The 13,597-nt window shown below is 67.9% G+C and carries 11 protein-coding genes; 3 read left to right on the forward strand and 8 right to left on the reverse strand.

The genetic code is table 11. The features are described from left to right. Positions 1–49 precede the first annotated feature (49 nt). The 3 genes from QO015_RS06330 to QO015_RS06340 all read right to left on the reverse strand — a co-directional run bounded on the left by QO015_RS06330 (position 50) and on the right by QO015_RS06340 (position 5,562). Positions 50–3,280: an efflux RND transporter permease subunit gene (locus QO015_RS06330; protein ID WP_266282431.1), complete on the reverse strand. Its 3,231-nt coding sequence runs from the start codon at positions 3,278–3,280 to the stop codon at positions 50–52. 105 nt (positions 3,281–3,385) lie between these two features. Beyond that, a complete protein-coding gene (locus tag QO015_RS06335) occupies positions 3,386–4,576 on the reverse strand; it encodes an efflux RND transporter periplasmic adaptor subunit (protein WP_266280743.1) in 1,191 nt (396 codons plus the stop codon). 89 nt (positions 4,577–4,665) lie between these two features. Then, positions 4,666–5,562, reverse strand: coding sequence for a helix-turn-helix domain-containing protein (locus QO015_RS06340; RefSeq protein WP_266280742.1), 897 nt, complete (start codon positions 5,560–5,562; stop codon positions 4,666–4,668). A gap of 208 nt (positions 5,563–5,770) precedes the next feature. Here QO015_RS06340 and QO015_RS06345 point away from each other — a divergent pair, with 208 nt between their 5' ends. The 3 genes from QO015_RS06345 (at position 5,771) to QO015_RS06355 (ending at position 8,085) form a co-directional block, all read left to right on the forward strand. Continuing rightward, positions 5,771–6,862: an ABC transporter ATP-binding protein gene (locus QO015_RS06345; protein WP_266280740.1), complete on the forward strand. Its 1,092-nt coding sequence runs from the start codon at positions 5,771–5,773 to the stop codon at positions 6,860–6,862. Between the two features lie 179 nt (positions 6,863–7,041). Next, positions 7,042–7,527: an iron-responsive transcriptional regulator RirA gene (rirA, locus tag QO015_RS06350; RefSeq protein ID WP_266280739.1), complete on the forward strand. Its 486-nt coding sequence runs from the start codon at positions 7,042–7,044 to the stop codon at positions 7,525–7,527. Between the two features lie 63 nt (positions 7,528–7,590). Then, on the forward strand, positions 7,591–8,085 hold the full coding sequence (locus tag QO015_RS06355; RefSeq protein WP_266280737.1) for a Crp/Fnr family transcriptional regulator: 495 nt from the start codon (positions 7,591–7,593) through the stop codon (positions 8,083–8,085). On the opposite strand, the gene QO015_RS06360 is transcribed toward QO015_RS06355, so the two are convergent. From QO015_RS06360 to QO015_RS06380, 5 genes are all read right to left on the reverse strand, one after another. Beyond that, positions 8,075–8,464: a DUF3307 domain-containing protein gene (locus tag QO015_RS06360; RefSeq protein ID WP_266280736.1), complete on the reverse strand. Its 390-nt coding sequence runs from the start codon at positions 8,462–8,464 to the stop codon at positions 8,075–8,077. The genes QO015_RS06355 and QO015_RS06360 overlap by 11 nt on opposite strands. A 112-nt stretch (positions 8,465–8,576) precedes the next feature. After that, positions 8,577–9,404: an ATP-binding cassette domain-containing protein gene (locus QO015_RS06365; RefSeq protein WP_266282429.1), complete on the reverse strand. Its 828-nt coding sequence runs from the start codon at positions 9,402–9,404 to the stop codon at positions 8,577–8,579. 8 nt (positions 9,405–9,412) lie between these two features. Next, on the reverse strand, positions 9,413–10,531 hold the full coding sequence (locus QO015_RS06370) for an ABC transporter permease (protein ID WP_266280735.1): 1,119 nt from the start codon (positions 10,529–10,531) through the stop codon (positions 9,413–9,415). 89 nt (positions 10,532–10,620) lie between these two features. Beyond that, entirely contained in the window at positions 10,621–11,622 is a 1,002-nt protein-coding gene (locus QO015_RS06375) for a sugar ABC transporter substrate-binding protein (RefSeq protein ID WP_370877401.1), read from the reverse strand. A gap of 113 nt (positions 11,623–11,735) precedes the next feature. Beyond that, complete coding sequence (locus tag QO015_RS06380; RefSeq protein ID WP_266280734.1) at positions 11,736–12,989, reverse strand: ROK family transcriptional regulator; 1,254 nt, start codon at positions 12,987–12,989, stop codon at positions 11,736–11,738. Positions 12,990–13,597 lie beyond the last annotated feature (608 nt).

The following is a 13,597-nucleotide window of genomic DNA, read 5'->3' on the forward strand; positions in this document are numbered from 1 at the left end:
GGCCAGCCTCGCTTTTCGCTCCCGATGCGGTGACGGGCGCCATGGCTGCTTACTCAGCCGCGATCTGGAGCGGCCGGTCCGGCCCGGTCTCGGGCTCGGACCTGGCGAGCGGGGTCGCCGCCGGGGCTTCGGCGCGCCGCCGGCGATCATCGGCCGCGGCTTCGGCGAGTTCGCGCGTCAGCCGCTGTTCCTCGGCGATGCGCGGCTTGCCGAACCGGGCGAGCAGCAGGAAGGCGACCGGCGTCAGGAACAGCGTCGCCAGCGCCGAGAAGCCGAGGCCGCCGACCATGATCCAGCCGAGCGCGGCGCGCGCCTCCGAGCCGGCACCACCGGTGAGGATCAGCGGCAGGCCGCCGAGCACGGTCGCGATCATGGTCATCAGCACCGGCCGCAGGCGGATGAGGCAGGCGTCGCGGATGGCGTCGCGCACCGAGAGGCCCTCGTCGCGCAGCTGGTTGGCGAATTCCACGATCAGGATGCCGTTCTTCGCCATGAGGCCGACCAGCATCACGAGGCCGATCTGCGTGTAGATGTTGAGCGAACCGCCCGACAGCAGGATGGCGTAGATGCCCGATGCCACGCCGAACGGCACGGTTGCGAACAGGATCGCCGCCGAGACGAAGCTCTCGAACTGGGCGGCCAGCACGAGCAGGATGATGATGACCGCAAAGCCGAAGGTGGTGGCGACGCCGCTCGAGGTCTCGTTCAGCGTGGCCGCCTCGCCGGTATAGACGATGCCGAGGCCGGCCGGCAGGCTGGTGGCCGCGACCTCGTCGAGGATCTGCATCGCCGAGCCGAGATCCTCGCCGGGTGCCAGCGTCGCGGTGATCGGCACGGCGCGGCGCTGCGACTGGCGCGCGAGCGTCGGCGAGGTCGATTCCTCCGAAACCGTGACGACGGACGAGAGCGGGATCATCACGCCGCTGGCGGTCCGCACCTGCACGTTCTCGAGGTCGCTCGGCGTGACGATCATGCCGTCGGGCGCCATGGCGCGGATGTCGATCTTGTCGTCGCCGATGTAGAAATTGCCCATGTCGGCGCCGGCGAGCAGCGTGGAGACGATGGTGCCGATATCGGCCACCGAGACGCCGAGATCGGCGGCGCGATCGCGGTCGATATTCACCTTCAGCTGCGGCTGGTTGAGATCGTAGTTGAGCTGGACATTGGCGAAGGCCGGGTTCTGCGACAGCGTGCCGATCAGGTCGGTCGCGCCCTTGGAGATGCTGTCATAATCGATGCCGGTGACGGCGAAGGTCAGGCCCTGGCCGCCGCCGCGAATGCCGAGGCTGTTGGCCTGGCGCAGGTTGACGACAGCGCCGGGGATGTTGCGCACCTTGGCCTGGATCTCGGCGGCGATGTCCTGCTGGCTGCGCGTGCGCTCGCTCCAGGGCGCCAGCGTCACGAACATGAAGCCGCTGTTGGGGCTGTTGAAATTGCCGGCGACGGAGAAGGCGTTGGTCGCCTCGCCGGAATCGAGCAGCGGCTGGATGGCGCGCTGCACGATCTGCATCTGGCCCTGCGTGTAGTCGACCGTCGATCCCTGCGGGGTGTTCATCGAGATGATGACGGCGCCGCGGTCCTCCTGCGGCGTCAGCTGCTGCGGCAGGTTCTCGAAGGCGAGGAAGGCGCCGCCGGCGAACAGCACGCTGAGCAGGATCACCACCATGGGCGCGGCGAGCGAAGCGTCGAGCAGCTTTTCGTAGAGCTTGTGGCCGCGCCGGCCGATGGCGTTCAGCGCGCGGTTGAACAGGTTGCCGCGGCCCTCGCCGCCATGCCCGCCCTCCCCCAGGAAGCGCGAGGCCATCATCGGCACCAGCGTCAGCGCGACGAAGGCCGAGAGCGCGACCGAGAAGGCGAGCACGAAGCCGAATTCGGAGAAGAGGCGGCCGGCCGTGCCCTTGAAGAAGGAGATCGGGATGAACACGGCGGCGAGCGTCGCCGTCGTCGAGATCACCGCGAAGAACACCTGCTTGGCGCCAAGCACGGCCGCAGCGCGCGGGCCCATGCCCTCGTGCCGTCGCCGGGCGATGTTTTCGAGCACCACGATGGCGTCGTCGACGACGAGGCCGGTCGCCAGCACCAGCGCCAGCAGCGTCAGGATGTTGAGCGAGAAGCCCATCATGTACATCGCCGCGATGGTGCCGAGCAGCGACACGGGCACCGTGATCGCGGGGATGAGCGTCGTCCGGAGCGACCCGAGGAACAGGTAGATGATCGCGATGACGATCACGATCGCGAGGACGAGGCTGCGCTCGACCTCCTCGAAGGAGCCGGCGATGAAGTTGGCGTCGTCGGAGGTCACGCGGATGCTGACATCGGCGGGAAGGCTGGTCTTCAGTTCCTCGACCGCCTTGCGGACACCCTCCGAGATGGTCAGCGTGTTCGAGCTCGCCTGACGTACGATGCCGAGGCCGATGCCGGTGCGGCCGTTGACCTGCAGCATCGAGGACTTGGCGGCCGGGCCGAACACCACGTCGGCGACGTCGCCGACCCGCGTGTCGCCCTTGATGCGGATCGCCTTGACGTCGTCAGCGCCCTTCACGCTGGCATCGGCGCGCACGAACATCGCGCGGTTGGTGTCGGTGAGATTGCCGGCCGGCACGTCGAGCGCCACCGTCGCCAGCGCGTTCTTGAGGTCCGCGACGGTGAGGCCATAGGCGGCGAGCCGCATCGGGTCGATATAGATGCTGATCATCGGCGAACGGTCGCCATTGACCTGCACATCGGCGACGCCCTCGACGGATTTCAGGCGGTCGACGACGACGTCATCGACGAGCTGCGTCAGCGTCTCGATGTTCTGCTTGGTCGAGGTGACGGCGAGACGCATGATCGCGTCGCCATTGGTATCGGCCTTGGCGATGGTCGGCGGGTCGGCATCTTCGGGGAGATTGCGCTGCGCATTGCCGACGGCGTCGCGCAGGTCGCTCGCCGCGACATTGATGTCGGTCGAATCCGAGAACTGCACCGTCACGCGGCTGCGGCCGCTCGTCGAGGTCGACTGGATGTCCGTCCAGCCCGAGACGCCGGCGGCGGCGTTCTCGATGACGCTCGTGACCTCCTTGTCCATCGTGTCCGGCGTCGCGCCGGTATAGGTCGTGGTGATGGTCACGACCGGCTGGTCGATGTTCGGCAGCTCGCGGATCTCGACGCCGCCGATCGCCGCGAGGCCGGCGACGACGATCAGGAGATTGGCGACGATGGCGAGCACGGGCCGGCGGACCGAAAGCGCCGAGATGCCGGAGGGCGTCGTCCCGGATTCCGGGATCGGGTCGTGCTCCATGTCGTGGCCATGGGCATCGCGGACATGCTCCCTGGCGAGGCCCTCGCCGGTGCCGTCGCGGGAGGCGTCCTTCGGCGGGGTGCCGGCACTCTTGTCGGTCATGCCTCAGCTCCCCTTGGCGGCCGGCTGGCCGGCGGGCTGGGGCTGATCGCCGCCCTGCCCCGCTTCCGCGATCTTGGCGCCCGGCCGCAGGCGCTGGAGCCCCTCGACCACGACCTTGTCGCCCTCGGCGAGATCGCTGCTCGAGACGAGCACGCGGCCGCTCTGGCGCTGAAGGATGGAGATCGGCGCGCGGGCGACACCGTCGCTGCCGGCGAGCTTCCAGACATAGGAGCCGGTGCGGTCCCACTGGATGGCGAGCGCCGAGACGGCGAGCTGCTTCTCGCCCGGGAAGGGCAGGTCCACCTTCACCGCCATGCCGGGGCGCACCCCGATTGCCTGCGCCGCCGCGGCATCCAGCGTCGCCTCGACCTTCAGCGTCCGCGCGGTGGCGTCGACGCGGGTGTCGATGGCCGAGACGGAGCCCTTGATGACGGCGTCGGGCTTCGATTCCGCCGACGCGGTGACGGCCTGCCCGATCTCGACGCGGCCGGCATAGCGCTCGGGGATGAGGAACGAGACCTTCATGACCGAGGGATCGTCCAGCGTCGTTATCACGGTCGTGGGCGTCACGAGGTCGCCGACCGAAAGCGTGCTGATGCCGACGACGCCGTCGAACGGCGCGGAGACGGTGCGCCGGTCGAGCGCGATCTGGGCGCCGAGCAGGCCGATCTCGGCGCGACGCTCCGCGGACTGCGCGTCCTGGAGCGCCGACAGCGTGAGATTGTTTGTGCTGGCGAGCTTCTGCGAGCGCTCGAGCGTCTTCTTGGCGTCACTGAGCGCGACCGCGGCGAGATCGAGCGCTGCCTTCTGGTCGGAATCGTCGAGACGGACCAGCGGCTGGCCCTTCTTCACGGCGTCGCCGGCCTTGAAGAGCACCTCCATGACCTCGGCGGTCACCTGCGGATAGACATTGATCGACTGCGGCACGAGCACGGTGCCGACGGCGCGCACATCGTCCGTCACGATGTCGCTGCCGACGGGCTCGGTCACGACCAGCGTCGGCCCGCCGAGGCCGCCGCGGCGATTGCCCCCGGCAGCGCCGCCCTGTCCACCGGCTCCCCCGGGCGCGGCGGCGACAGGTCCTCCCGAGGCATCGCCGCCAGCGGCCTGCTGGCGATGCTCATAGAAGTACCAGCCGCCTCCTGCGAGGGCGAGCACGAGCAGAGAAAGTAGGAGCTGCTTCCAGAAGGCCATGGCCCGTCCCGTAGAGATGCGTTCGGCCTCTAACGCCCACGGCAGGCGCGCTCCGTCGCTGCAGCGCATTAAATATCGGTAATGCGGGGTCAGCCGGCGATGCTGGCGGCGCGCGTCTCGCGGAAACTGCGGCGCATGTCGCGCGGCGTGCAGCCATAGCGCTCGCGGAACGCTTCGTAGAAGCGGCTCAGCGAGCCGAAGCCGGCCTCGAAGGCGATCTCGGCGATCTCGTCCTCGCTCGCCAGCAGACGGCCATGGGCGAGCATGAGCCGCTGGCGCGTCACATATTCGTTGATCGTCATGCCGAGCGTCCGGCGAAACAGCGTCATCGCATAATTGGGATGCAGCCCGACCGAGGCCGCGATGTCCGCGACCGCGATCGCCTCGGTCGCGTGCTCGGCGATGTAGCGCGCCATGCGGTGCACCTTGTCGCGATGCGCCTCGCCACCGTCGGGATCGGCCTCGCGGGCGCGGCGCTCCTCCTCGTCGGAGGCGAGATTGCGCCAGCCGTCGATCTCGATGCGGCGCAGCCGCGCGGCGAGCTCGTCGCGCACCACCGGCAGCATGGTCGCGCGTCGATGGAGGAGCAGTTCGTGCCAGTCGGCGAACTGGTCCTGCTCGAAAGCGCGGACGCGGTTCGCCACCAGGAGGCCGCCCTGCAGGAGGGCCGTCTTCAGCGCCTCGCAGCCGGGCATCGCCAGGACCATGTCGATCGGCACGTCGCTGCAGATGAAGCTCGTCCCCTCGTCGATGGCGATCACCCGGTGCGGAATCGCCGCCCAGAACATCGCGAGGTCGCCGCGCTTCAGCGTTACGGTGCGGCCGTTGAACAGATAGGTCATCTGCCCGGCGACGATGAGATTGATCTCGACATGACTATGGACGTGGGCAGAGCGCATGAGACGCACGCCCGTCACGGCGCCCACGTTGAAGGAGCCCCGTTCCGGCGTCATGTGGTCGGGATCGACGAGAAATTCCTGCTGCATGCCTGCGCCCACCGCTGGCCGGATCATAGCCGAGAGAAGCCGGCTGACCAGTGGGGCACGCCGCCCGGGCACGGGATCGTATCGGTCGCGGGCGAAATCGTACTTTACTCCCGCCTTAGGATCGTGGACTTTACGCGCCGGAGGAATGTCGCCGTTCTCGGTCCGATGCCCCCAGCGCTCGGGCCGTCACATTTGGGAGATGAATTCAATGGCAAGTCTGACGCTTCGTCAGGTGCAGAAGTCGTTCGGGGAGGTACCGGTGATCCGGGGCGTCGACCTCGACGTCAAGGATGGCGAATTCTGCGTGTTCGTCGGCCCGTCGGGCTGCGGCAAGTCCACGCTGCTGCGCCTCATCGCCGGTCTCGAAGGAACGACCGACGGCACCGTCAAGATCGGCGACCGCGACGTGACCCGCCTTGCGCCGGCCGAGCGCGGCGTGTCGATGGTGTTCCAGTCCTACGCCCTCTACCCGCACATGACCGTCGCCGAGAATATCGGCTTCGGCATGAAGATGGCGAAGATGCCGAAGCCTGAGATCCAGGCCCGGACCGCCAAGGCGGCGAAGATGCTGCATCTGACCGAACTGCTGAACCGCCGTCCGGCACAGCTCTCGGGCGGTCAGCGCCAGCGCGTCGCCATCGGCCGTGCCATCGTGCGCGAGCCGGACGTGTTCCTGTTCGACGAGCCGCTGTCGAACCTCGACGCCGCGCTCCGCGTCCAGATGCGCATCGAGATCTCGCGCCTGCACAACGACCTCAAGGCGACGATGATCTACGTGACCCACGATCAGGTCGAGGCCATGACCATGGCCGACAAGATCGTCGTGCTCTCGGCCGGCCGCATCGAGCAGGTCGGCTCGCCGCTCGAGCTCTACCACAAGCCGAACAATCTCTTCGTCGCGACCTTCATCGGCAGCCCGAAGATGAACCTGTTCAACGTGACCGTGAAGGAAGTGGCCGGCAACGACGCGATCATCGCGCTGCCCGGCGGCTCCACGCTCGCGGTTCCGACCCGCGGCGCCTCGATCAAGCCCGGCCCGATCACCATGGGCGTTCGTCCGGAGCATCTGACGATCGCCCCGACCGAGAGCGGCATCCCCGGCAAGGTTGTTCTCTCCGAGCATCTCGGCGGCGAGACCATGATCTATGTCGATGTCGAGGGCACCGAATCGACCGTCGTGAAGGCGGACGGCCTCGCCGGCCAGCGGTCGGGCGACACGGTCCGGATCATCGTCGATCCGAAGACGGTCCACCTATTCGACAAGGACGGCCAGGCGCTGGTGAACGGCTCGCTCATCTGAGTCTTCCAGCATTCCCGGATTGATCTGACGAGGCCCGGAAGCACCGCTTCCGGGCCTCGGCATTTGTTGACTGGCCGGGAAAGGTTGAATCCGCGCGCCGGAATCCTTAAGACTGACGACATGATCCCGGCCGGGCAGACGGCTCGCCGGCGAGGTTCCGTGTCAGCAAGGGACGACGCATGCGCCTTACCCAGCAGACCAGCTACTCGATCCGCGTTCTGCTCTATTGCGCGGCGAACACGACCGACAACAGCCGGATTCGCGACATTGCCGCGACCTACAACATCTCCGAGCTGCATCTCTTCAAGATCATGCATGTGCTCGTCGAGGCCGGCTTCGTCGAGACGATCCGTGGCCGCAATGGCGGCATCCGCCTGGCGCGGCCGGCTAACGAGATATCGATCGGCGCCGTCGTCCGGGCGACGGAGAGCAACTTCTTCCTCACCGACTGCTTCGACACCACGCATCGGGACTGCCCGCTGGTCGATGCCTGCGGCGTCAACCGCATCCTGTCCGAGGCGCTGGCGGCCTTCTTCGCCGTGCTCGACCGCTATACCGTGGCCGATGTCGCGCGCGATCGCGGGCAGCTGCGCAACCTGCTCGATCTCGGCGCCGACATGCCGCCGCCGATCGCTGCCGAGGCTCTGCCGGCGGAAGTCGCCTGACGGCTTGACGGGCTTCGGCCCGGCTTCCACAATCCTTGGTCTCTCCAGGGAGGAGAGCCCAGCATGGACATCCGGGACGTCCTCGGCCGGATCAGCCTTTTCGCCGATGCCCTGACACCGTCGCAGCGGGACCAGCTCGCGGCGCGCTGCCGCCTGGTCACCTATCCGCGCGACGCGGTGGTCATGAGCGAGGGCGATTTCGGCGGGTTCATGCTGGCGATCATCAGCGGACGGCTCGGCGTGACGACCGGCGGCCGCCGCGAACGTCATCCGGTGGCGACGATCGGCCCGGGCGAGATCGTCGGCGAAATGGCGCTGCTGACCGGCGCACGGCGAGCCGCGACGGTGACGGCGCTCGAATCGACGATCGCCGTCGAGATTTCCAAGGTCGCGCTGGAGGCGATGTTCCTGCAGGCGCCGGACCTCTTCGACCGGCTCGGCGCGCTGCTCGCCGACCGCCAGCGCCGGCTGGGCGAGCCGCAGGCCGCGCATGGCCGCGCCGGCGAGATCATCGACGCGATGAAGCGGCTGTTCGGACGCCCCTCGCTCAGCTCCTGAGCCAGATCAGCAGCGCGCAGATGGCGAGATAGGTCATCTGGTGCAGGAATTGGTCGCTGCCGAGGCCGCGCCAGTATTCCTTGTCGCGCACGGTCCAGCCCTTGCGGTCGCCGATCACGGCCTTGATCCAGTCGACATGGTAGTGCGTGACGAATTCGGCGACGACGATGGCCGCCGCCACGACCGCGCTGACCGGCATCAGCAGGAACACCGGGATGCTGGCCACCGCGTGCTGCGCCGCGTGCGAGAGGCCGGCCGGATGGCCATAGACCCCTTTCATCTCGATCTGACGCGGGGTCTGGAAGAAGAAATCGCAGAATAGGTGCTTGATCTGAAGCCAGACCAGGACGGCAAGAGCGGCGACGGCGCCTTCGGTCATCGATGTCCCCGGCGGGTTCGACGCCCCACACGTCCTGCCCATGGGCATCTTAGGCGCAATCGACGCCGCTCCTGTGATCGTGGTCACACCCGCCCGGCCGATGAGCCGCGCCTCAGGCGGCCTCCTGCGCCGGCGGCGCCATGGCGCCGGTCATGATGGCGACCGCGTCGGACATGGAATGCGCCTTCGGATCGATGACGGCGATCCGCCGGCCGAGCCGGTGGATATGGATGCGGTCCGAGACCTCGAAGACATGCGGCATGTTGTGGCTGATGAGGACGATCGGCAATCCGCGCGCCTTGAGCCGGAGCATCAGTTCGAGGACGCGGCGGGATTCCTTGACGCCGAGCGCGGCGGTGGGCTCGTCGAGGATGACGACGCGGCTGCCGAAGGCTGCCGCGCGGGCGACCGCCACGCCCTGCCGCTGGCCGCCGGAGAGCGTCTCGACGGGCTGGTTGATGTTCTGGATCGTGAGGAGGCCGAGTTCGGAGAGCTTCTGCCGCGCCTCGCGCTGCATGTAGCCGCGGTCGAGCGTGCGGAAGATGCGGCCGATCCAGTCGTCGCGCCGCTTCTCGCGGCCGAGGAACAGGTTGTCGGCGATCGACAGCGCCGGCGAGACGGCGAGGTTCTGGTAGACGGTCTCGATGCCGAGATTGCGGGCCTCGATCGGGCTGCGGAAGGCGACCGGCCTGCCGTCGAGCCGGATCTCGCCATGGTCCGGGATCACCGCGCCGGTCAGCGCCTTGATCAGGGTCGACTTGCCGGCGCCATTGTCGCCGATGACGGCGAGGATCTCGCCGGGCATCAGGTCGAAATCGGCATTGTCGAGCGCGACGACACGGCCGTAGCGCTTCATCAGGCCCCGCGCCTGCAGGACGGGCGCGGTGCCGGCGACCGCGTTGGGGTTTGGGTTCGTGACCGGATTCGTGACTGGATTCATGGTCGTGCTCATGCCGAGAGCTTCCTGATCCACTGGTCGATGGTGACGGCGACGATGATCAGCACGCCGACGGCGAAATCCTGCCAGAGCAGTTCGAGGCCCGAGAGGGCGAGGCCGTTGCGGAAGACGCCGACGATGAGCGCCCCCACCAGGGTGCCGATGATCGAGCCGCGCCCGCCGAAGAGGCTGGTGCCGCCGATCACCACGGCGGTGATCGAATCGAGATTGGCGGTCTGGCCGGCCTGCGGGCTGACGCCGCCGATGCGGCCGATCAAGACCCAGGCGGCAATGGCGCAGATGAAGCCGGCAAGCGCGTAGACGCCGATCAGCGTGCGGTTGGTGTTGATGCCGGCGAGACGGGCCGCGTCCGGATCGTCGCCCGTCGCATAGACATGGCGGCCGAAGGCGGTCTTGTTCAGGATGTACCACACGGCGAGCGCGACCAGCAGCATCACGATCGAGCCGTAGGTCAGCACCCAGCCCTTGAGGAAGACCCAGTCGAGGCCCAGCGTCTTGGAGAAGAAGTCGTAGGGCTTGATGATCGTCCCGGTCCATTGCAGGAACGGCGCCGCCTCCTGCATGTCCTGCGAGCGGATGGTCTCGCTGCGCGAATACCAGACATTGAGCGCGCCGAAGATGCTCCAGGTGCCGAGCGTCACGATGAAGGGCGGCAGGCGCAGCATCGTTACGATGATGCCGTTCACGAGGCCGCAGGCGAGCCCGCAGATGAGGCCGAGCGGAAAGGCGATCTCGACCGGCACGCCATAGACCACCGCGGTCCTGCCCATCACCACGGAGGCGAGGATCATGATCGCGCCGACGGAGAGATCGATGCCGGCGGTGAGAATGATCAGCGTCTGGGCGACGCCCAGGATCGCGATGATGGTCACCTGCTGCAGGATCAGCGAGAAGTTGAACGGCGCCAGGAACTTGCCGGGCGCGGCGATCGAGAAGATCACGATGCCGATCAGCAGCACGATGAAGGGAATGCTGGTCGGGAATCGATGCAGGAAGGCCTGGGCGCGGCGCACGAAGCCGACATCCCGCTCCTCGAAGCTGGCGAATGTCTCGTCGGCACCCTTGAGACCGCGCTCGGCGGCCGTCGATCCGGCAGAATTATCACTCATGCGGCGAACTCCTCCCCTCTCGCCCGATGACGGGAGCCGCCGGAGCGGCTCCCGCATGACCATGAAGCGCCTTCAGGCGACGCGTCCGCTCAGCCCCAGCAGAGCTTCAGACCCTCTTCGACGGTGATCGAGGGGACGCCGTCCGCGGGCTTTGCCGTCACGAGCTGCGCACCGGTGTCGAAGAAGCCGACGGCCGGGTCGATCTCGGGCAGCGTGCCGGAGTGGATCGCCTCAAGGGCCATGGCGGCCATCTTCAGCGGATACTGCTGGCTGGTGGCGCCGATCACGCCGGCCTCCACGTTCTTGACGCCCGGGCAGCCGCCGTCGACCGAGACGATCATGACGCTGCCGTCGTCCTTGCCGACCGCCTTCAGCGCCTCCCACGCGCCGGCCGCGGCCGGCTCGTTGATCGTGTAGACGACATTGACGTCCGGGCACTTCTGCAGCGCGTTCTCCATCGCCGTGCGGCCCTTTTCCTGGTCGCCCTGGCTGATCTCATGCGTGCAGATGCGCGGATCGTCCTCGTCGCCATACTTGTTCGGGTCCTTCACGTCGATGCCGAAGCCCTGCATGAAGCCCTGGTCGCGCAGATAGTCGACCGTCGGCTGGTTGGTGGCGAGGTCGAGGAACACGATCTTCGCGTCCTTGGCCTTGTCGCCCAGCGTCTTGTTGGCCCAGGCGCCGATCAGCTGGCCCGCCTTGCGGTTGTCGGTGGCGAAGGTGGCGTCGGCCGCATTCATCGGGTCGAGCGGCGTGTCGAGCACGATCACCTTGAGGCCCGCGTCGCGCGCCTTCTGGATGGTCGGCACGATGGCCTTCGAGTCCGAGGGAACGATGGCGAATCCCTTGGCCCCGGCAGCGATCAGGTTCTCGATCGCCGCCACCTGGCCGTCATTGTCGCCGTCATACTTGCCGGCGGCGGTCTGCAGCGTGATGCCGAGTTCGGCGGCCTTGGCCTGGGCGCCCTCGCGCATCTTCACGAAGAACGGATTCGTCTCGGTCTTGGTGATGAGGCCGATGATCTCGTCGGCCAGAACGGGCATGGCAGAGAGCGCCAGAATGCTTCCGGCGAGCATGATCTTCTTCAGCATGACTTCTCCTCCCTGGTCGTCGTTCCTCCGGCGCAGCGGGGAGACCAGTCCCCCGAAACGCCTCCGGCAATGCCGGACCGCATGAAGCTGCCTCCCGCAGCCTCATGAAGCTCTCAGGCTTCCGCGACGAGGTCGCGGACGCCCCTTTCGCCGTCGGCGCGCGTCAGGATCGAGGCGCGCGGCGAGAAATTGAAGAACATCGGCAGGCTGGCGGCCCCGATCGCGCCGGCATTGCGGCCGAAGGAGCCATGCAGAAGGCGCGGCGGCCGCCGCGCCTCCGGCTTGTCCCGTTCCAGCGCGGCGGCGAGGCGGGCGAGCACCGCGTCGACGAGCCCGCCGTCGATGTCGGAATCGACGACCACCAGCGGAACGTCGAGCAGCGCGATCGCCGACCACACGGCGGGCGACAAGGCATCGACCATGTCCTCCAGCCACTCGCCGACCGCGGGATTGCCTGACCGCACCGCGGCCTCGAGCGCGGCACCGCCGGCCGAGGGGACGCCATGCAAGGCGAGATGACGCGCGAGGGCATTCAGCGAGGCGCGCGTGATCAGCAGTTCGCGGCCGTCGGCGGCGGGCGGGGCCGAGGCCAGGCGGCTCGGCGCCACCGGCAGAACCGCGACATCGGCTGCATTGCCATGGCTGCCATGGAGGCAATCGCCGCCCGTGACGATGCCGCCGCCGATGGCCGGTCCGACGAAGAGATAGAGGAAATCGTCCGCTTCGCGTCCGACGCCGTAGAAGAGCTCGGCGATGGCGGCGGCGCTGCCGTCGTTCTCGCCGAAGACCGGAAGGCCGGTCTCCTCCTCCAGCCGGGCCGGGAAGTCGACGCTGTCCCAGCGCTCGAAGGTGGACGGCGGAAGCCCGAGCCGCCCCAGCCATGCGCCGAGATTGTAGGGATGGGCGACGCCGATGCCGGCGAAGCGCGTGCGCGCCTGCGGGTCGAGCGTCGCGAGCAGTTCGTCGACGTCGCGCAGCACGATGGCGAGCGCCTCTTCGGGCGCCGGCAGCACCATGTCGTAGTCGCGGCGGGCCAGAACGCGGCCGCCGAAATCGATGAGGATCGTCTCCATGGAGCGGCGGTCGAGACGCACGCCGATGCCATAGGCACCGTCCGCCTTGGTCCGCAGCATCGTCGCGGGCTGGCCGCGCCCGCCGGCATGGCGCTTGCCGACCGCCTCGATCAGGCCGAGTTCGACCAGCTTCTCGATGATGGCGCCGATGGCGGTGTTGGTGAGGTCGGCCGCCCGGGCGAGATCGGCCTTCGAGGCCTCGCCGGCACGGCGCAGCCGCTGCAGGACGAGCCGCTCGTTATAGCGCCGCAGCTGCGCGGAATTGCTTCCGCGGCCGTTGCCCAGCCTCTCCACCCTCGCCTCCCCGCGCCCCGTTTGTCCGGGGCAGACGACCTTGTGGCCGTCGATTAATTCATTCTGCTTCAGTTATTCGATCGGGATGCGGTCGAGTCAATCGGGATTCGTCGCTGCGCCGCGGCCGCCCGAAGCGCCTGTCCGGTGCGGTGCGGCAGCCGCATCATCGTGCGCGCCGCCTCTTTGCTGCGCATCGGCATCGGCTTTCGGCGATTCGGCCCGCTCGCCGGGCGGTGATCGTGAAGCGGCGCCGGATCGGCTTTGCGCGTTGCGGAGCCGGCGAAGCCCAAATGCGCTGTCCCACCCTCGATCTCGGCATCATCCGACCACGATGTGAGGATCGCGGAATCTCATCCGCCGATCCTGTCGCAAAACGGAAATGCATCGCTGGTAGGCAAGCGCTCGCCGGTGTCCCATGGCGATGTTCGAACGAAGGCGGTTCGCGACATTCACCATTCGTCAACCATGCCGGCCTAGCGTCGAGATTGGCGAAATCTGGAATGAGGAGATATCCGATGACAGATCTTCGAGCCCGTACCGCCCGCCGATGCGCTGCTGCCACTTGCCTGCGCCGGGCGACGGGAACCCGCTGTCGCAACCGGCATTGA

The sequence above is a fragment of the Kaistia geumhonensis genome, assembly GCF_030815145.1.
Taxonomy (GTDB): domain Bacteria; phylum Pseudomonadota; class Alphaproteobacteria; order Rhizobiales; family Kaistiaceae; genus Kaistia; species Kaistia geumhonensis.

Coding starts and splice junctions, on each gene's coding strand:
- QO015_RS06330 (WP_266282431.1), bottom strand. CDS start 3,280: ATGGAGCACGACCCGATCCCGGAATCCGGGACGACGCCCTCCGGCATC.
- QO015_RS06335 (WP_266280743.1), bottom strand. CDS start 4,576: ATGGCCTTCTGGAAGCAGCTCCTACTTTCTCTGCTCGTGCTCGCCCTC.
- QO015_RS06340 (WP_266280742.1), bottom strand. CDS start 5,562: ATGCAGCAGGAATTTCTCGTCGATCCCGACCACATGACGCCGGAACGG.
- QO015_RS06345 (WP_266280740.1), top strand. CDS start 5,771: ATGGCAAGTCTGACGCTTCGTCAGGTGCAGAAGTCGTTCGGGGAGGTA.
- rirA (WP_266280739.1), top strand. CDS start 7,042: ATGCGCCTTACCCAGCAGACCAGCTACTCGATCCGCGTTCTGCTCTAT.
- QO015_RS06355 (WP_266280737.1), top strand. CDS start 7,591: ATGGACATCCGGGACGTCCTCGGCCGGATCAGCCTTTTCGCCGATGCC.
- QO015_RS06360 (WP_266280736.1), bottom strand. CDS start 8,464: ATGACCGAAGGCGCCGTCGCCGCTCTTGCCGTCCTGGTCTGGCTTCAG.
- QO015_RS06365 (WP_266282429.1), bottom strand. CDS start 9,404: ATGAATCCAGTCACGAATCCGGTCACGAACCCAAACCCCAACGCGGTC.
- QO015_RS06370 (WP_266280735.1), bottom strand. CDS start 10,531: ATGAGTGATAATTCTGCCGGATCGACGGCCGCCGAGCGCGGTCTCAAG.
- QO015_RS06375 (WP_370877401.1), bottom strand. CDS start 11,622: ATGCTGAAGAAGATCATGCTCGCCGGAAGCATTCTGGCGCTCTCTGCC.